Genomic DNA, 17,854 nt, shown 5'->3' with positions numbered 1-17,854 from the left:
GCTCCGTCCGCGTCAGTCTGCGAGAGGTATGCGCTTCGGAGCGAAAGGCTCGTGATCCGGTGTGTCCGGTGTCGCCTGGATGTCGAGCTGCAGTGCTGCGAGGAGCATCTGGAACCCGATCATGAGGGGGAGTGCCGCGAGCATCACTGTCGCTGCTGTCGCGACGACCGATGCCGCTATCTGGAAGATGACCCAGAGGGTGATGCCGAGTCCGACGAGCGTGAAGAACAGGCCGGCGAAGAGCAGCAGGGCGATCGGTGAGAAGGACCACAGCACGTACCGATACCAGATGCGTGACCAGTAACCCACTGTGAGGCGGTGGAGCAGCTCGGGTATCACCTTGCTCAACCTGATGCTCGAGACCTCCTCGCCGTAGACAGCGGGGATCGGCACATCGGTTGCAGAGACCTGTGCGATGTTGAGGCGGATGAGGAGGTCGTTCTCGAAGCTGTACCGCCGGGCGACACGCTCGAGCGCGATTCGACTCAGCACCTCTGTCCGCACGGCTGTATAGCCGTTCTGCGGGTCGAAGAGGTTCCAGTAACCGGAAGAGAGCTTCGTGAAGAAGGACAGCACGATGTTGCCCAGCACGCGGTAGCCCGGCATGCCGCGGAACGATTCGGGCGAATAGAAGCGATTGGCCTTCGCGAAGCCGAACCCGCCGTCGGTCACCCGGTCCAGGAGATCCGGCAGATACGACGGATCCATCTGCGCGTCGCCCGCCATCACGACGTTCACGTCGGAGCCGAGCTCCATGGCCGCCCGATGCGCGGTGATGATCGATCCGCCGACCCCCTGGTTCTCCTCATGGCGGATCAGGGTGACGCGTGGGTCCGCGATGGCGCGCACGACCTCGCTCGTGGCATCCGGGCTGCAATCGTCGACGATCACGATGTGGTCCACGAAGTCGGGCATCGTCGTGATGACCGCCGTGATCATCTTCTCCTCTTTGTAGGCGGGGACGACGGCCGCGATGACGGCGTTCTTATACATCGGAGCTCCGGGGTCGGGGGGCGGCGAACACCCAATGACGATAGGCGAAGAAGTTCCAGACGGTCGTAGCCACGACGGCGATCACCTTGCCGACGAGCCATCCGCCACCGAGGTGATCCACGGTCCAGACGATCCCGGTGGTGGCCAACGTGTTGAAGATCACGAGCGCTGTGTAGCGAGCGACGCTCGGCACGACCTTGGCGTCGGACGCGAAGGCGACGATCCGCTGCAGCGTGTAGGTCACGGCGAACGAGGCGAGAAAAGACAGAGGAGTCGCGACAGCGAGGGGGATGCCGAGGGCTTCGTGGGCGAGCCACAGAATCCCGACGTCGACGAGGAAGCAGAATCCACCGACCAGAAGGTAGCGGACCGCGCTGTGCGACCAGACTCGCTGGACGGCGGCACGGACGGTTCGGGGCATGGATCGATTCTCTCAGACCGTGCGTTCAGGTCCGTCCGTCGCGCCCGGATACGATGGGAAGCATGGATCTTCTCGTCGTCGGATCGGGCTTCTTCGGTCTCACCATCGCAGAACGGGCGGCGAACGCCGGCCGCAAAGTCACGGTCATCGACCGTCGTCACCACATCGGCGGCAACGCATATAGCGAGGCGGAGCCCGAGACCGGAATCGAGGTCCACCGCTACGGAGCGCACCTCTTCCACACCTCCAACGCCACCGTGTGGGAGTACGTCAACCGCTTCACCACCTTCACGAACTACGTCCACCGGGTCTACACGACGCACAAGGGCACCGTGTTCCCCATGCCGGTGAACCTCGGCACGATCAACCAGTTCTTCCAGTCCGCCTACACGCCTGACCAGGCGCGAGCGCTGGTGCGAGAGCAGGCCGGGGAGTTCGACGTGAAGTCGGCCTCCAACTTCGAGGAGAAGGGCATCGCGCTCGTCGGTCGCCCCCTGTTCGAGGCGTTCTTCCGCGATTACACCGCGAAACAGTGGCAGACCGACCCGCACAAGCTCTCGGGCGACATCATCAGCCGCCTGCCCGTCCGTTACACCTACGACAACCGCTACTTCAACGACACGTGGGAAGGTCTCCCGACGGACGGCTACACGGCATGGATCGAACGGATGGCGGATCACCCCAACATCGAGGTGAAGCTCGGCGTCGACTTCTTCGACGAGTCGCAGCCGCTGAACAAGCGGGCGACGGTGGGGCAGGTTCCGATCGTCTACACGGGCCCGGTCGATCGTTACTTCGACTACGCCGAGGGTGCCCTGAGCTGGCGGACGCTCGACTTCGAGCAGGAGGTGCTGAACGTCGGAGACTTCCAGGGGACGAGCGTCATGAACTACCCGGACATGGACGTGCCCTATACCCGCATCCACGAGTTCAAGCACTTCCATCCCGAACGCAAAGACGTCTTCGACTCCGACAAGACGGTCATCATGCGCGAGTTCTCGCGTTTCGCGAACCGTGAGGACGAGCCGTACTATCCCGTCAACACTCCCGCCGACCGGGAAGGCCTCTTGGCCTATCGCGAACTCGCGAAGGGGGAGCGCGACGTGCACTTCGGCGGGCGTCTCGGAACGTATCAGTACCTCGACATGCACATGGCGATCGGATCGGCGCTGTCGCTGTGGAACAACACTCTCTCCTAGACTCATCATCGTGAGTCACGCTGCCGTCGGGGCGCCCGGGACGCCCCGGCGCTATCTGCATTCGCTCTGGCTGCTCTCTGCCCGCGATCTGAAGGTTCGCTATTCGACGAGCTTCCTCGGCTACCTGTGGTCCGTTCTCGACCCCCTGGTCATGAGTGCGATCTACTGGTTCGTTTTCACTCAGATCTTCCACCGCGATGTGGGTGAAGAACCGTACATCGTGTTCCTCATCAGCGCACTGCTCCCGTGGGTGTGGTTCAACTCGTCCGTGTCCGATTTCACGAGGGCGTTCAAGAAGGACTCGCGGCTGGTGCGTTCCACGGCGATCCCTCGCTCCATCTGGGTGAATCGCATCGTCCTGAGCAAGGGGATGGAGTATCTGTTCTCGCTTCCCGTGCTCGCGATCTTCGTCGTGGTCAATCTGATCGTAGAGACGGAGCCCGCGAACACCGTCCAGGTGGGTTGGGGGCTGCTGTGGCTACCGGTCGCCGTATTTCTCCAGACAGTGCTCCTCGTGGGGCTGGGGCTCCTCGTCGCGCCCCTCTGTGTCATGTACGTCGACCTCGAGCGCACCACGGCGCTGGTCCTGAGGGCGATGTTCTATGCGACCCCGATCATCTACAACGTGTCGGATCTGCCGGGGATGTTCCAGACGCTCGGCGCTTTCAACCCGCTCGCGGGGATCATGATGCTCTACCGGATGCCGTTCTTCCCGGACCAGTGGAACGCGTTCACGCTCGTCGTGAGCGTCGCGATGACACTGATCATCCTGTTGCTCGGCATCTGGACGTTCCGCGCACTCGAACGACCCGTCCTGAAGGAGCTGTGATGTCGGCGGCGATCGACGTGGAATCACTCGGAGTGCATTTCCGGCGCAACAGAAGAGGACGCCGCAGCTTCAAGGATCTCTTCGCGGGTGCATCGCGTCGGTCTCGTCCCGGAGAGTTCTGGGCTCTCCGAGACGTGTCCTTCACCGTGCAACCGGGTGAGTCGATCGGCGTGGTCGGACGCAACGGTCAGGGCAAGTCGACGCTGCTGCGACTGGTCGCCGGCGTTCTGCTCCCCGACGAGGGCCGCGTGGTCGTGAACGGGGGAGTCGCACCCCTGATCGAGATCACCGGCGGCTTCGTCGGCGACCTGACCGTTCGGGAGAACGTCCGTCTGACAGCCGGTCTGCACGGGATGTCGCGCGAGGACGTCAATCGGCGGTACGACGAGATCATCGGCTTCGCCGAACTGGCAGGATTCGAGGACACCCCGTACAAGCACCTCTCGAACGGGATGAAAGTGCGTCTCGCATTCTCCGTGGTCTCGCAACTCGACGAGCCCATCCTCCTCGTCGACGAAGTGCTCGCCGTCGGCGACAAAGCTTTCAGGGACAAGTGCTACAAGCGGATAGACGAACTCCTCGCGGACGGCCGTACGCTCTTCTTCGTCAGCCATAACGAACGCGATTTGAAACGCTTCTGCACGCGGGGTCTCTACCTCGACAAGGGTTCGCTCGTCCTGGACGGTCCGATCCTGGACGTGCTCGAGAGATACAACGCCGACTACACCATCTGAAGGTCGCCGGAGGGCGATCGATTCGTCGCTCAGAGACCGACGATGTTCCGCAGGTTCTGCACCGCGGCGCGGGCGGCGTCGATAGCCGCTCCCGTACTGCCTCCGCTCGATACAGCGGATCGGAGTTCCGAGAGGCGTTGACCGTAAGCCGTCACGCCCTCCTCCCAGGATCCCGCAATCGATGAGGGCGCCAACGTGTCGAAGAGCCGCTGCGCGTCCTCCTGCAGGGTGTCGATGACGGACAACGCATCCTGTCCGCTGAGGCTCGCCACGAGATCAAGCCCTCGCCCCGCATCCTCCAGAGGTGGGCTCACCTGGCTGCGGAACGCGTCGACGCTGGGGTCGACGACGGGCGGGGGCTCCGTCGCGACCGGCTGCTCCGTCGGAACAGCCGTGGGGGTCGCGGTCGGCGTCGGAGAAGCGGTCGGTGTGGCCGTCGGAGTCGGAGAGGGGGATTCGGTGGCGCTCGGTGTGCTGCCGCCCCGCGGGATCAGGAAGAAGAGCAGCACGCCTACGACGATGATCGCTGCGATGCTGAGACCGACGATGAGCCAGATCCGTCCGCGGTTCCTCGGATTCGGAGGCAGAGGCGCCCACTGAAGGTCCGGCTGCTGATCTTCGCTCATGTCACGCCTCCAGGGGAGCCATCGGCTGCCAGGTGCGGTCTCGACCCAAGCGGCCGCCCTCCTTGAGCCCGCGGAAGAGGTTGCTCGTGCCGCGCACGGTGCGCTCGACGAAGAACAGGCGGATGAGCTCCTTGGCGAAGGTCATCGCCGTACCCAGGCCGAAGAGCACGGGGTTGTAGTTGTCGTGAGCGCGGTAGTACTGCTTGAGATACGCGCGGTTTCGCATGATGTAGAACCGGTACGCGTTACTCGACGCGTTCATGTGGCGGATGCCCATGTCCCACTGCTTGATCTCGCGGGTGCGCCGCAGCACGAACTCGTCTACTATCACGGCCGTGGTCTTGCGTGAGGCCAGCCAGCCGTACATCTGATCGTCCCAGTAGATGAAGAAACGAGGGTCGGGGAGGCCGATCTGTGCGACGATCGAGCGGTGGATGAACATCCCCTCGAAGCATCCGCTGTTCATCTCCTTGAAGCCCGATGCGTCGAAGCCCGAGGGGGCGAACGGGATCGGGATGCCCATGCGCTCGGCTATGCGGTACTGCCAGTAGAACTCGCTGCCGTCGTAGTCGTAGCGGCGCCCTTGGATGCTCTTGAAGCGCGGCGCCCACTTGCCCATCTTGGCAAGACCGTCCGTCATCACCTCGACATCGTCATCCATCATCCAGATCCACTCGGAGCCGAGCTCGTACGCCGTGCGCATCCCTTCGCTGAATCCGCCGGATCCGCCCGTGTTGGTCTCGAGGCGGCGGTACACGATCTCAGTTCCGACGCGCGGACGGAACGACTCGACGACCTCCGTCGTGTCGTCGGATGACGCGTTGTCGATGATCACGACGTGCCCGGGCTTGGGATCCATCGCCGTGATGCTCTCGAGGAGTCCGGTGAGGAGGTGCGATCGGTTGTACGTGACGATGACGATCGTGGCGGACGCCGGGTCGAAAGCAGCAGATGCCGTGGTCATGCCTTCTCCTCGAAGATCTTCCGCCAGGACTCGGGCGAGACCAGCTCCGGGAGCTGGGCGCGATATTCGCTCTGCAACTCCGGCCAGCGTCTCTTGAGTTCCGCGTGGAGACGGATGGTGTCGCGCAGCATCCGCCGATACTTCACGCGATCGCGGGTGTAGATGTTCTTGCCCGATCCGTCCGCCGCACTGACGAGCGCGCTGTCGAAGGCGGGGACGCGCCACCAGTGGGCGTCCTCCTTGCCGAACTCCACCTCGGGCTGCTCGAGGTTGGCGGGGTCCGGCTTGTGCAGCCAGTGAGACAGAAGGGTGGAGAGGGTGAACCAGCGCAACCGCAGACCCGTCGGGTTGTCGTACTCGTTCTTGCGCAACCTCTTGTAGACCTGGCGTCCTCGACGCGCGTGCAGCACCGTCGTCGGGTCGCGGTGGACGACGGTCTCCGGGAACTCTGCCGCTCGCGAGCGAGCGGCAGGCATCGCTGTCGCGAGATTGCGACGCATGTGCGCCGGGCCGGAGAGTACGTCGCGCAGCGCCTGCGCGCGGAGCGCGACCGGGTAGTACTGCATCATCATCAGGTGCTTCAGGTCCACTCGTCTGCTGTGTGTGAGCAGACGCCCACCGCGGGGCGCGTTCGAGTGCAGCAGGCCGGCCACGATGCGGTTCCGAGCATGGAAGTAGGCCTGCCAGTCGATCGTGTCGTCCTTATTCACCCATGACACGTGCCACAGTGCGACGCCCGGCATCGAGACGGTCGGGTAGCCCGCTTCTCCGGCCCGCAGGCAGAACTCCGCGTCATCCCACTTGATGAATGCGGGCAGGGCGAGCCCCACCTTCTTGATCGCATCCGTTGGGATGAGGCACATCCACCACCCGTTGTAGTCGGCGTCCATCCGCATGTGGAGAAGGCTGGACTGGCGCAGGTTCGCGGTGCCGAAGTCGTGCGGCATCTTCTCCTGATAGAGGTTGCGCCACATGAAGGGCGCCTCGTCGACGACCTCTGCCCACCCGTGCAGCTTCGGGCGGTCGAGGAGATCGAACATGTGGCCGCCCACCAGGACGGGGGTGGTCGCGTAGCGCCCGAAGACGATTGATCTCCGCAGCGACTCCGGTTCGAGTCGCACGTCGTCGTCCAGAAGCTGCACGAAGTCGCTCTCGGGACGCTGGAGGGTTTCGTGCATGGCACGGGCGAATCCGCCCGACCCGCCGAGGTTGGCCTGACGGATCACCTGAAGCGCCTCGCCGAGGGCCTCGGCGACCTCGGTGAAGCCCTCCTGATCCGCCACGAGCTGCGTGCCCTGGTCGACGAGGAAGATCCGATCGACGAACTCGAGCGCGTCCGGGGACGCCGCCAGCGCTCGAAGCGTCTCGACGCAGTAATCCGGCTTGTTGTAGGTCGTGATGCCCAACGACGCTTTGCCGGTACGGGCCGGTTCGTGCTCGGTCGTCCACTCGGCGCCTTCGATCACGGCGCTCTTCTCGTCGGCCACGACGTCGAACCAGATCCAGCCGCCGTCGCTGTACTGCGTGAGGTCCAGGTCGAAAGTGGTCCGGGACTCGCCGTCCACCTCGCGCGTCGCGACGCGCTGACGTGTACCTCGTCCGTTCGACCGATAGACGAGGATCGTCGCGGGTCCCGTCGTGCGGACGGTGAGACGCACTTCTCTCACGCTCGTCCAGTGCTGCCAGTACGACGCCGGGAAGGCGTTGAAGTAGGTTCCGAGGGACACCCGCCGGCCGGCGACGATGCGCGCGCGGTGACGACCGAGGATGTTGCCGAGCTGCGCGCGGCTCGAGACCCGGACGGGTTCGTCCTCGATCACCGACCATGTCTCGGGGTCTACATAGAGCGGCAGAAGGTCGGGGTCACGGTCGAGCGGGAAGACGACGTTCTGTAGGACGTAAGCCACGTGATGGATCTCCGATGTTGGGTGCCTCGCGCCCTGGAGAGACAGAGGCACGGGAACTCGACGAGCAGAGAGTAGCCTACCGCCCGAAGCCAGGCGTTCCCGGTGCGTCCCGAAGGTGTGGGCTTCGAACCCCTCTGTAGACTGGCGCCCGATGAAGCTCTTGATCACCGGCGGCGCCGGGTACATCGGATCGACCGTCGCCACCGCATGCATCGAAGCCGGCTACGACGTCGTGCTTCTGGACGACCTCTCGGTCGGCCTTCGCCGCTTCGGCGAGGGGCGTGAGTTGTTCGTAGGCGACATCGCCGATGCAGACATTCTCGGAACCCTCATCGAGAGGCATCCGGACATCGACGCGGTGATCCACTGCGCAGCCCGCACGGTGGTTCCCGAGTCCGTCGCGGACCCGCTCGCGTACTACGACGCGAATGTCGGGAAGACGGTCCGGATGCTGCAGATACTGCGCGACGCGGGGATCGATCGGGTCGTCTTCAGCTCGTCGGCTTCGGTGTACGAGGGCGAGGGCGGCGGAGGAGTCGATGAGAGCGGACGTCTGGCGCCCGCCAGCCCGTATGCCAGGACCAAGGCGATGGTGGAGCAGATTCTGGAGGACGCCGCCGAAGCGGGCGATCTCCGAGCCATCGCCCTTCGCTACTTCAACCCGATCGGGGCCGACCCGCTGCTGCGTACAGGGCTACAGAACCCGACTCCTTCGCACGTGCTCGGCAAGATCCTCACCGCGCGCCGAGAGGGCCGGGAGTTCGCCATCACCGGAACCGATTGGGCGACTCGTGACGGGTCGGGTCTGCGGGATTACATCCATGTCTGGGACCTCGCACTCGCGCACGTCGCAGCCGTCGAGCGCTTCGACCAGGTCACGAGCCAGAGTCGCCCTTACCGCGTCATCAATATCGGACGCGGCGACGGCGTGACGGTCAGAGAGCTCGTCGCCGCTGTGGAGAAGGTGACGGGGGAGTCCGTCACCGCCATCGACGCTCCCCGGCGGCCGGGAGACCAGGCGGGTGCGTACGCGATCGTGGGCCTCGCGGCTGAGATCTTGAATTGGCGGGCAGAGCGCACCGTCGAGGACGGAGTCCGCGACGCGATCGCCTGGGCTGAGCGCATGAACACCGGGCGCTGACGTCACCGCTCGGGATGCAGTGTGGGGATCGCGCCCGTGTGCGCCGCGTCGATGTTCTCGCGCCACGACCGTGACTGGCCGGCGCGCAGCGCGCAGAGCACGAGCAGGAACCACCCGGCGCCTTCGAGGGTGAAGCTCTCGAACATCGAGTCGACGGCAAGGGTCACCAGCATGAGCGGCGTCCACGCGTAGACGACCGAGCGGCGCGCGCTCGCGACCAGCCAGGAGCGGACCATCGCGACGCCGCCGAGCAGCAGGAAGAGCACGAGGCCCGCCCAGCCGAGCTGGAGCATCACGTCGAAGTAGGCGTTCAGTGCGCTCTGATGCCGGTCGTCGAGGAGGAAGTTGATGTACGTGAAGGGGAACTCGCCCCGTGCCCACGGCCCGAACCAGCCCCACCCCTGGATCGGCTTGAGCGAGACGAAGTCGAGGATCGTGTTCCACAGGGTCGCGCGGATCGAGAAGTCCGAGCCGGCGTCGAGCAGGCGGATGATCGCGTGCCGCAGGATGAAGGCCGCGACGAGGGCGATGACGACGAGCACACTGAGCACCCACTGCACGACGCCGCGGCGCTCGCGCGGCGTGTGCCGCACGATCACGAGCGCGACCGTGCTCACCCCGACGGCCACGGCGAGGACGATCACGGTGGGGGAGGACGACAGGAACGCGAGCAGTGCCGCGAGCGCGATCGACGGGATCGCGAGCGGCGCGGTGACGGACTGGGAGCGCCACTCGATCACGAAGGTGATGAGCGCGATGACCGCGACGAAACCCAGCATGTTGCGGCTGCCGAAGAGCCCCTGCACAGGACCGCCGAGGGCGAGGTTCCCCTGGATGCCGAGGAATCCGAACGGCATGTCGAGCAGGATTCCGGAGAGGATCTCCATCGCGAGCGACAGCACCAGCAGGATGCGCAGCGTGTCGCCGAGGGCTCGGACCGTCTGGAGGGTGTCGCGCACGTGCCCGACCGCGATCGCGAGGAAGGCGAAGCCGAAGAGGGCCATCCAGCCGAAGGCGGTGTCGGACTTGTCAGCGGTCCAGACCAGACTCACCAGCGCCCACGCGAGGAAGGCGACGAGCGACGAGGGGGCCAGGCGCAGAGGGGAGAGCTCTGCGCGCCGGACCCAGAGCACGCTCGCTCCCACACCGCAGAGGACGGCGATGACGGTCGCCAGCGTGACCGTCGATGTGAGGCGCTCGATCGTGAAAGAGCCGAACACCGCGGCGAGAACCGCGATCGTGAAAGCCCTGGCGAACTCCGCGGATCCGAGCAGGTCGGCGAGACGCCGTTCGGGCGTCACGGAACCCGCCGTGCTCTCTCGCCGCGCTCGATCACGCGGTCGCGTTCGCCGACGCCGACGAGCGGGACGGATTTGATCTTGAAGCTGAGCATGACCAGCAGCATCCAGCCCCAGAGCATGATCGGCGTGGACTCGGTGAGGCCCTGCACGAGCAGCACGACGGTGAAGAGGCTGGGGAGCAGGGTGAGCGGCGAGTACTCGCGGTCGGCCGTGAGGTCCCAGCGCGGACGGTCGACCGCGAAGAACCAGGAGCGCCAGAGCAGGCTCAGATAGGCGAGGGCCATCAGAACGAGACCGAGAACGCCGAGCTGCATGAGGACGTCGAGCCACATGTTGTGCGCGTGGAAGACCGTGATCCCGTGGTCGACGATCCACTCGTCGAACGCCGGGTCGAACGGCACCCACGGGCTGGAGAAGCCGTTGCCGAAGAGCGGATGCTGAGAGATCCGCTCGAGCACCTTCTCCCAGATCTTGTCGGAGCGGCCGGTGAGATCGGCGCTCCGACCGAGCACCGAGAGCAGCGGACCGCGGAGCAGCCAGACGGCGCCCGCGAGCACGACGGCGCCGCCGATGAAGATGACGTAGAGGCGGGTGCGTGCTCCGGGGGTCGTGGTGCGACGCATGAGCAGCGCGACCACGAGGACGACGAGGGCCGCCGCGGCGCACGCGTACGCGGTCGCCGATCCTGCTCTGACGAGGAAGTACGCCGCCAGCAGCGACCAGAGGGCGAGCGTCGTGCGCCACCTGGCTCGCGCCGCGAACCGGATCCCGAAGGTGATGAGGGCGAACAGGCTGATGATCGCCAGCAGATTCGAGTTGCCGACGATGCCCTGGATGCGTTCGCCGTCGAACAGGTTGCCGCGGACCCAGTACCAGTGCGCGTTCACCTCGCCGTCCGGCCGGACGAAGAAGTTCGGCAGGATCGGCCCGTGCACGACGAGAGCGACCCACAGCTCGATCGCGAGAGACAGTCCGAGGATCCACTTGAACGCGGATGCGAGGGCGCGCACGATCTCGCTCCAGCTCAGCACGTGCACGATGAAGAGGGCGTTCACGGTGACTCCGGCGAGCAGAGCCCACGTGAGGAGGGTGGCACCGCGCCACTGCGACCACGCCACGGACACGAGAGCGAGCACCGTGTAGGCCGTCGCGGCCCACGGCAGACGGCGCCACGCGAAGGACTGCGGGCGGCGGCGGGACACCATCGGGATGCCGATCGCGAGCGTGACGACGACGAATGCGGCGAGGACGACGCCTGCGCCCAGTTCGCCGAGGAGGTTGTAGACCGCCGAATGCGCGAACGTGGCGAACAGCACGAGGATGATGTAACCGCGCAGCAGCAGATGCCCCGTCGACTCGCGTTCCGGTGCGCGGGGCGGAGCGGAGACCGGATGCTTCGTGTACTGCGCCATCGGGATCAGGCTACCGCGCGCACCCGAACGCCGACCGGATGCACCGCGCGCTCCCGTGCCGTGTCATCGAGTCGCTCCCCGAACGCCGCTCGCCCTACCCTGGTCACATGCTGCTCAGCCTGACGAACGTGCCCCGCGACTACGCCTGGGGATCCACCACTCTTCTCGCCGACCTCGAGGGTCGCGAGCCCGCGGCTCAGCCGGAGGCCGAGGTCTGGTTCGGGGACCACCCCGGCGACCCCGCCGACGTCGAGGAGGGCGGAACGCTCGACTCCGTCACGGGTGGTTCCCTGCCTTACCTGCTCAAGCTGCTCGCGGCCGCGTCGCCGCTGTCGATCCAGGTGCATCCGACCATCGCCCAGGCGCGCGCCGGATGGAACCGCGAGTCCGAGCTCGCACTGGACGACCCGCGGCGCAACTACCGCGACGACAACCACAAGCCGGAGCTCATCGTCGCGCTGAGCGATCGCTTCGAGTCGCTGAGCGGGCTGCGTGAGGTACCCGACACCCTGCGGCTGCTCGCCGAGCTGAACGGCGGCGCGGGTGTGGGCTCGCTCGTCGACCATCTCTCCGGCGAGGGCGACGTCCTCCGCGAGACGATCGGCTGGCTGCTCTCCGGCGACGCGCAGAGCGAGGTCGACGACGTCATCGCGGCGGTGCGCACGGCGGCCGGGTCGGCGACGGGGGAGTGGGCGGACACGTTGCGGGCTGTGTCGGCCATCTCGTCGACCTACCCCGGTGACCCGGGCGTGGTCGTGGCGCTCCTCATGAACCACGTCGTGCTGCGCCGGGGCGAGGGCGTCTTCCTGCGGGCGGGACTTCTGCACGCCTACATCTCCGGCCTCGGCGTCGAGATCATGGCGGCGAGCGACAACGTGCTGCGCGGGGGGCTGACGCCCAAGCGCATCGACGTCCAGGAGCTGCTGTCGATCCTCGACACGACGGCCGGGGAGGTCCCGGTGCTGCGACCGTCGGCGAGCGGCGCCCTCACGACCTACGAGGTGCCGGTCGAGGACTTCGCGCTCCAGCGCGCCGCACTGTCGGGCGATGCCGTCGAGGTGCCGGTGAACGGCCCGACGATGGTGCTCGCGACGGCCGGCGATGTCGCCGTGACGGGCGCCGACGGCGGACGGCGCGCGGTGCCGGTCGGCACGGTCGTCTACGCCGATGCCGAGGAAGGGTGCGTGACCCTGACCGGATCCGGAGAGGCGTTCATCGCGACGCCCGGCACCGCAGCGGACGCGCGCTGACCTCGCGACACGCCGGAGCGACACGCCGAAGGGCCCGGATGAACCTTCAAGACATCATTGAGGGTTTACGATCCGCGACTTGACCGATGCGAATCACACGGGTGTAATTAGTGGTGCACGGCCCGCCGAGGGGGCGGAATACAGGGTTGGAGATCGAGATGACGGGATACCGTTCGGACGTGCCGGACAACTGGTTCGTCGACCCGGTCAACCTCGGCGTTCCCGGGGTGCGCAAGGTCGAGGCCGACGACGACAACGCGCTCGCGTGGCAGACCGATGCTCTGTGCTCGCAGACCGATCCGGAGGCCTTCTTCCCCGAGAAGGGCGGATCGACCCGCGACGCGAAGCGCATCTGCACCTCGTGCGACGTGCGCGGCGAATGCCTCGAATACGCGCTCAACAACGATGAGCGCTTCGGCATCTGGGGTGGACTGTCCGAGCGCGAGCGCCGCAAGCTCAAGCGTCGCGCGAGCTGACGGCCGGGCTTCGGGCCACGCCGCGCGCACTGCATCCGGCGAGTGGCGAGCCCGCATAGGCTGACGACGTCATGCCAGCCCGAGTTCATGCCATCATCGTCGCGCGCCCCGGTTCGTCCGCCCGCGCGCAGCTGCTGCACACGCTGGACGCTCTGCGTTCACAGACCGTCGCGCCGGCGGCGATCACGCTGGTGATGTGCGGCGACGCGACGACTGCACGGGAGAGCGCGACCGTCGGTGAGCTGGTCGAGGGGGTCATCGAGGCCCGCACGAGCACGTCCTTCGCGGATGCGGTCGACCTGGCGAGGCCGCGGATCCCGGAGGGCAGCGCGGTCTGGCTCCTCGCGCACGACACCGCCCCGCACCCGCGGGCTCTGGAGCGACTCGTCGGCACGCTCGAGCGGTCGCCGTCGGCCGCCATCGCCGCGCCGAAACTGGTGGAGACCGACAACGACCGCGAGATCGTCTCACTCGGCGTGAGCATGACGAGCCTCGGACGCTCCGTCGAGCTCGCCGCGGGCGAGCTCGATCAGGGACAGCACGACGGCCGGGACGACGTCCTCGGCGCCGACATCCGCGGGATGCTCATCCGCTCCCAGGTGCGGGACGCCCTGCGTCCGGATCGCGCACTCGGGGGCGCCGACGAGGGACTCGATCTCGGAGTCCGCGCTCGCCTCGGCGGCGGCCGGGTGGTGCTGGCGCCCTCGGCCCGCCTCTCGGTGTCACCCGACGGCCCTGCCGCGCTCCCGACGGGCCGAGGCCGGCGAGCCTTCGCGCAGAGGCTCGCGCAGCTGCACCGTCGCCTCGCCTACGCGCCGGCGGCCGTTGTCCCGCTGCACTGGCTGACGCTGCTGCCTCTCGCGCTGTGGCGCTCCATCACGCATCTCATCGGCAAGCGCCCCGAAGCCGTGGCCCCGGAGTGGGGAGCGGCGGCGACCGCGATGGCGAGGCTGGGCGCCGTGGCGCGTTCGCGCCAGCGCATCCGCGAGTTCCGCACCTCCACCTGGTCCAGCATCGCGCCGCTCCGTGTCAGCCGGGCGGACCTCCGCCGCCGTCTGGACGACGGGCACGGCAGCGAACGCGGCGTCGCCAACGAACTGCGTTTCTTCTCCGGCGGGGGAGCGTGGGCGGTTCTTGCGGCCCTGGTGGTCAGCGTCGCCACGTTCACCTCCCTGCTCGCGTGGCCGGTCCTCGGTGGAGGCGCGCTGCTGCCCCTGCGCACGACGGTCGCGGCTCTCTGGGCCGACGCGGCCTGGGGCATCCGCGGTCTCGGCGTCGACGTCGTGGGGCCTGCCGATCCCTTCGCCGGGGTGATCGCGGTGCTCGGTTCGCTGTGGCCGGCCGGCCCATCCTTCGCCCTCGTGCTCCTGTGGGTGCTCGCACTCCCTCTCGCCGTGCTCGGCGCGTGGTTCGCGGCGACTCGCGTCACGGATCGCGCGGGCCTCCGCATCCTCGCCGGCATCGTGTGGGCGCTCGCCCCCACCTTCCTCGCCGCTCTCGTCGACGGCCGGCCCACCGGCGTGCTCGTGCACCTGCTGCTGCCCTGGCTCTTCCACGCGGCGGTGGTTTCGCACCGGTCGTGGGGAGCCGCGGGAGCCGCCTCCCTCCTCTTCGCGGGAGTCACCGCCTGCGCGCCCTCGCTCGTCCCCGCGCTGCTGCTGCTGTGGGTCATCGCCGTCGGCATCAGCCTGGCGGGCGCCCGCGTGCGCGGCGCGATCCGCCTGCTGTGGGTGCTCGTGCCCAGCGCAGCGCTCTTCGCACCCCTGGTCGTCTGGCAGCTCCGTCACGGGAGCGTCATCGCCCTGCTCGGCGACCCCGGCCTGATCTGGGCCGGACCTCAGGTCGCCGCCGATCAGGCAGGTCGCCTCGCTCTCGCTTCGGGATTCCCCTCCGCGGACCTCGGTGGCTGGGCGGACATCCTCGGGCCTGGCCTGGCCCCCTGGATCGGGATGCTGTTCGCACCGCTCGCGCTCCTCGCGCTGATCGCGGCGGTCTCTCCGCGGTGGCGCGTCGGGATCACCCTCCTGGTCGTGGCCGCGAGTGGACTCGCGACGGCCTTCCTCGCGGTCGGCATCGCCGTCTCGTTCGCCCAGGGCACTCCCGTCGCGATCTGGCCCGGCAACGGTCTGAGCCTCGCCTGGCTCGGTGTGCTCGGCGCGGCGCTCGTGACGCTCGACAGCGCGGTCTCGCTGCCCCGACTCCGCGTCATCGGCGCGGCTGTCGCCGGTCTCGCCGTCGCCGTGTGCGCGGTGCCGGCTCTCGCCGCCTTCCACACGGGCCGCACGGCGCTCACCGACGGACCCGCATCGACCCTGCCCGCCTACGTCGCGGCTCAGGCCGGTGAGGACAGCCCGGTCGGAACACTCGTGCTCACCCCGCGCGACGAGGGCGGGCTGGCCGCCGAGGTGGCCTGGGGCGCCAGTGAGACCCTGGGTGCGCAGACCACGATGCTCTCCACCGCGACCGAGCCCCTCGGGCGCGACATCACCACGCTGTCTGTCGATCTGCTCTCCGCGCGCGACTTCGACGCCGCGGCACAACTCGGCGACCTCGGGATCTCGTACGTGCTCCTCGCCTCGGTGGCGGACGACCAGTCCGACCGCGCCAGGACGCTCGGGACTGCGGCGATCACCGCACTCGATCAGCGCGCCGGTTTCGTGCAGGCGGGAACGACCGATCGCGGCGTCCTCTACCGGCTCGAAGCGGATGCCGCCCCGCGCGCGACGCTCTCCACGGGGCAGGAGGCGACGGCCCGTCTCGTCGTCACGGTGCAGCTCGTGCTCCTGTTCGCCGCCCTGCTCCTCTCGATCCCCACCCGGGCCTCCCGCCGCGCCGCGCGCGCGACCCCTCGCATCGTCGGGCTCGCGCCCGAGGAGCGACTGGTGCTGCCTCGTCACGCGGAGGACAGGGAGGCTTCCGAGCACGACGAGCTCTCCGAGCACGCCGAGCAGGTCGCCGGCGACCTGGCTGACGAGAGGACTTCGGCAGCGGAAGAATCAGTCGAATCGGAAGGAGAGGCGGATGCCGACGCTCACGCGGCCGCCGATCCGGCCGATCCGGCCGATCCGGCCGATCCTGCCGATCCGCTCGATCCTGCCGATCCGACCGTCGACGACGGTCCGCGCGACGACTCCACCACGGACCAGGACCTCGAGCGTCCGAGCGAGCGCGCTCCGCGTCCCGAGAGCGACACCGACCCCGAGGAGGGCAGGCGATGACCGGCAACCGAGCCTTCCGCGTGGCGGCGACCAGCGCTCGCGTGATCACCGGCGCTCTCGTCGCGGCGGCCTGCGTCGCCTGCACCGTGCTCGCGGTCTCGGCCACCCTGCCCACGATCACCCATGAGCCGGCGCAGGCCGACGTCACCCCGTTGCCCGGCGACGCTGTGCTGGTGTGCAACGGGGACTTCCGCGCGCTCGGCCGTGACCCTCTGAACTCGCTGGAGATGGTGTCGGCGGGATCACCGCGCTTCACGAGCGGCGGAACGGCGGGCACCCCGGAGTCCACGTCGATCACCGCCGACGACCTCGTCGGCGCGGGCGAGGTGCGTCGCCTCGTCGGCGAAGTGCAGGACCGCACGCCTCCGCTCATCGCCGGAGCCGAATCCTTCACGCTGGCGGAGGACGACCTCTTCGGGTTCGCCGCCGCTCCCTGCCGCCCTGCGAGCAGCGAGTCCTGGCTGGTCGGCGGCACCGTCGAGACCGGCGCGAAGGACGTCGTCGTCCTCACCAACCCCGGCGCCGTCCCCAGCACCGTCTCCCTGTCGGTCTTCGGCACGGTCCGAGCCTCCACCTCCGTCATCGTGCCCGCGGGCACCCAGGCGGCGCTGCCGCTGTCGTCGATCGCGAGCGGCTCGGAGATCCCGATCGTCAAGGTGACCGCCACGGGATCGCCGGTGCGCGCTGTGCTGCAGTCCTCGCTCACCCGCACCCTCGATCCGGCGGGAGTCGACCTGCAGGACGCGGTGTCGGCGCCGCAGCGGCATCCCGTGATCCCGGGCGTCCAGGTGCTCCAGGCGCCTGCCGACGGCAGCGAGATGGCGGTGCTGCGCCTGATGTCGCCCGACGTCGACACGGACGTCGTTGTCACGATGCGGAGGGTCGGCGAGTCCTCGGCGGCCACGGAGCTCCCCGTCACGCTCGCGGCCGATCAGCCGACGGAGATCTCTCTGGCCTCTGTCCCGGTCGGAGAGTACGTCGTCGACATCGAGGCGGAGGCGCCCGTGCTCGCGGGTATCCGCGAGCAGGACGGCTCCGGGCCGCAGACGGACTTCGCATGGCTGCTCCCCGCTCCGGAGTTCGACGACGAGGTCATCGTCTCGATCCCCGAGGGCCCCGCACCACGCCTCGTGCTCGCGAACGACGAGGACGAAGATGCCGTGGTCGAGATCGCCGTTCCGGGCGGCGAGCCGTCGACGGTCACCGTGCCCGCCGGATCATCCGCCTCGTTCGAGGTCGACCCCCGCACGTCGTATTCGCTGAGCACCTCCGGTCCCGTCCACGCCTCCGTGCGGATGACCGCGGCCGGTGCGCTCGCCGGCTGGCCCGTATGGCCCGAGGCCGGGGCGCAGCAGACGATCACCGTCTACCCGTGACGCCGCG

At 67.9% G+C, this 17,854-nt stretch carries 15 protein-coding genes; 8 read left to right on the top strand and 7 right to left on the bottom strand.

Annotation, left to right across the window (positions count from 1 at the left end; translation table 11 throughout):
- Positions 1–12: 12 nt before the first annotated feature.
- Both MRBLWO14_RS02735 and MRBLWO14_RS02730 read right to left on the bottom strand, forming a co-directional pair.
- Positions 13–993 carry a glycosyltransferase family 2 protein gene (locus tag MRBLWO14_RS02735; RefSeq protein WP_341934943.1) on the bottom strand — a complete coding sequence of 327 codons (981 nt, stop codon included), beginning with the start codon at positions 991–993 and terminating at the stop codon, positions 13–15.
- The gene (locus MRBLWO14_RS02730) at positions 986–1,414 is read right to left on the bottom strand and encodes a GtrA family protein (protein ID WP_341934942.1); all 429 of its coding nucleotides are present in this window, start codon (positions 1,412–1,414) and stop codon (positions 986–988) included. The genes MRBLWO14_RS02735 and MRBLWO14_RS02730 overlap by 8 nt, the downstream gene beginning before the upstream one ends.
- 62 nt (positions 1,415–1,476) lie before the next feature.
- On the opposite strand from MRBLWO14_RS02730, the gene glf reads away from it, so the two are divergent.
- The 3 genes from glf to MRBLWO14_RS02715 are packed head-to-tail and all read left to right on the top strand — an operon-like array spanning position 1,477 to position 4,176.
- A complete protein-coding gene (gene glf / locus MRBLWO14_RS02725; protein WP_341934941.1) occupies positions 1,477–2,613 on the top strand; it encodes a UDP-galactopyranose mutase in 1,137 nt (378 codons plus the stop codon).
- A 10-nt stretch (positions 2,614–2,623) separates the two neighbouring features.
- Positions 2,624–3,442 carry an ABC transporter permease gene (locus tag MRBLWO14_RS02720; RefSeq protein ID WP_341934940.1) on the top strand — a complete coding sequence of 273 codons (819 nt, stop codon included), beginning with the start codon at positions 2,624–2,626 and terminating at the stop codon, positions 3,440–3,442.
- Positions 3,442–4,176 carry an ABC transporter ATP-binding protein gene (locus MRBLWO14_RS02715; RefSeq protein WP_341934939.1) on the top strand — a complete coding sequence of 245 codons (735 nt, stop codon included), beginning with the start codon at positions 3,442–3,444 and terminating at the stop codon, positions 4,174–4,176. The genes MRBLWO14_RS02720 and MRBLWO14_RS02715 overlap by 1 nt, the downstream gene beginning before the upstream one ends.
- A gap of 29 nt (positions 4,177–4,205) precedes the next feature.
- On the opposite strand, the gene MRBLWO14_RS02710 is transcribed toward MRBLWO14_RS02715, so the two are convergent.
- From MRBLWO14_RS02710 to MRBLWO14_RS02700, 3 genes are read right to left on the bottom strand one after another with little or no spacing between them, the layout of a single operon-like run.
- The gene (locus MRBLWO14_RS02710; protein WP_341934938.1) at positions 4,206–4,802 is read right to left on the bottom strand and encodes a hypothetical protein; all 597 of its coding nucleotides are present in this window, start codon (positions 4,800–4,802) and stop codon (positions 4,206–4,208) included.
- A 1-nt stretch (position 4,803) separates the two neighbouring features.
- Entirely contained in the window at positions 4,804–5,766 is a 963-nt protein-coding gene (locus tag MRBLWO14_RS02705; RefSeq protein WP_341934937.1) for a glycosyltransferase family 2 protein, read from the bottom strand.
- Positions 5,763–7,673, bottom strand: a complete 1,911-nt coding sequence (locus tag MRBLWO14_RS02700; protein WP_341934936.1) for a glycosyltransferase — start codon at positions 7,671–7,673, stop codon at positions 5,763–5,765. Before MRBLWO14_RS02700 ends, MRBLWO14_RS02705 begins: the two co-directional genes overlap by 4 nt.
- Before the next feature lie 151 nt (positions 7,674–7,824).
- On the opposite strand from MRBLWO14_RS02700, the gene galE reads away from it, so the two are divergent.
- The gene (galE, locus tag MRBLWO14_RS02695) at positions 7,825–8,814 is read left to right on the top strand and encodes a UDP-glucose 4-epimerase GalE (protein ID WP_341934935.1); all 990 of its coding nucleotides are present in this window, start codon (positions 7,825–7,827) and stop codon (positions 8,812–8,814) included.
- A 2-nt stretch (positions 8,815–8,816) separates the two neighbouring features.
- Here the strand turns inward: galE and MRBLWO14_RS02690 are convergent, their stop codons facing one another.
- Together MRBLWO14_RS02690 and MRBLWO14_RS02685 are read right to left on the bottom strand one after the other, a co-directional pair.
- Positions 8,817–10,115: an O-antigen ligase family protein gene (locus tag MRBLWO14_RS02690; protein WP_341934934.1), complete on the bottom strand. Its 1,299-nt coding sequence runs from the start codon at positions 10,113–10,115 to the stop codon at positions 8,817–8,819.
- Positions 10,112–11,527, bottom strand: coding sequence for an O-antigen ligase family protein (locus MRBLWO14_RS02685; RefSeq protein ID WP_341934933.1), 1,416 nt, complete (start codon positions 11,525–11,527; stop codon positions 10,112–10,114). Before MRBLWO14_RS02685 ends, MRBLWO14_RS02690 begins: the two co-directional genes overlap by 4 nt.
- Before the next feature lie 107 nt (positions 11,528–11,634).
- Between MRBLWO14_RS02685 and manA the strand changes: the two genes are divergently transcribed.
- The 4 genes from manA to MRBLWO14_RS02665 all read left to right on the top strand — a co-directional run bounded on the left by manA (position 11,635) and on the right by MRBLWO14_RS02665 (position 17,847).
- Entirely contained in the window at positions 11,635–12,777 is a 1,143-nt protein-coding gene (manA, locus tag MRBLWO14_RS02680; RefSeq protein WP_341934932.1) for a mannose-6-phosphate isomerase, class I, read from the top strand.
- Positions 12,778–12,935: 158 nt separating this feature from the next.
- Positions 12,936–13,253, top strand: coding sequence for a WhiB family transcriptional regulator (locus tag MRBLWO14_RS02675; protein WP_144877231.1), 318 nt, complete (start codon positions 12,936–12,938; stop codon positions 13,251–13,253).
- 71 nt (positions 13,254–13,324) lie between these two features.
- Complete coding sequence (locus tag MRBLWO14_RS02670; protein ID WP_341934931.1) at positions 13,325–16,471, top strand: glycosyltransferase; 3,147 nt, start codon at positions 13,325–13,327, stop codon at positions 16,469–16,471.
- Positions 16,468–17,847, top strand: a complete 1,380-nt coding sequence (locus tag MRBLWO14_RS02665) for a DUF5719 family protein (RefSeq protein WP_341934930.1) — start codon at positions 16,468–16,470, stop codon at positions 17,845–17,847. Before MRBLWO14_RS02670 ends, MRBLWO14_RS02665 begins: the two co-directional genes overlap by 4 nt.
- Positions 17,848–17,854 lie beyond the last annotated feature (7 nt).

The sequence above is a fragment of the Microbacterium sp. LWO14-1.2 genome (assembly GCF_038397715.1).
GTDB lineage: Bacteria > Actinomycetota > Actinomycetes > Actinomycetales > Microbacteriaceae > Microbacterium.
This window is presented reverse-complemented; position numbering and strand designations above follow the sequence as displayed.

Coding starts and splice junctions, on each gene's coding strand:
- MRBLWO14_RS02710 (WP_341934938.1), bottom strand. CDS start 4,802: ATGAGCGAAGATCAGCAGCCGGACCTTCAGTGGGCGCCTCTGCCTCCG.
- MRBLWO14_RS02670 (WP_341934931.1), top strand. CDS start 13,325: ATGCCAGCCCGAGTTCATGCCATCATCGTCGCGCGCCCCGGTTCGTCC.
- MRBLWO14_RS02675 (WP_144877231.1), top strand. CDS start 12,936: ATGACGGGATACCGTTCGGACGTGCCGGACAACTGGTTCGTCGACCCG.
- MRBLWO14_RS02735 (WP_341934943.1), bottom strand. CDS start 993: ATGTATAAGAACGCCGTCATCGCGGCCGTCGTCCCCGCCTACAAAGAG.
- galE (WP_341934935.1), top strand. CDS start 7,825: ATGAAGCTCTTGATCACCGGCGGCGCCGGGTACATCGGATCGACCGTC.
- MRBLWO14_RS02685 (WP_341934933.1), bottom strand. CDS start 11,527: ATGGCGCAGTACACGAAGCATCCGGTCTCCGCTCCGCCCCGCGCACCG.
- MRBLWO14_RS02665 (WP_341934930.1), top strand. CDS start 16,468: ATGACCGGCAACCGAGCCTTCCGCGTGGCGGCGACCAGCGCTCGCGTG.
- MRBLWO14_RS02730 (WP_341934942.1), bottom strand. CDS start 1,414: ATGCCCCGAACCGTCCGTGCCGCCGTCCAGCGAGTCTGGTCGCACAGC.
- MRBLWO14_RS02715 (WP_341934939.1), top strand. CDS start 3,442: ATGTCGGCGGCGATCGACGTGGAATCACTCGGAGTGCATTTCCGGCGC.
- MRBLWO14_RS02705 (WP_341934937.1), bottom strand. CDS start 5,766: ATGACCACGGCATCTGCTGCTTTCGACCCGGCGTCCGCCACGATCGTC.
- manA (WP_341934932.1), top strand. CDS start 11,635: ATGCTGCTCAGCCTGACGAACGTGCCCCGCGACTACGCCTGGGGATCC.
- glf (WP_341934941.1), top strand. CDS start 1,477: ATGGATCTTCTCGTCGTCGGATCGGGCTTCTTCGGTCTCACCATCGCA.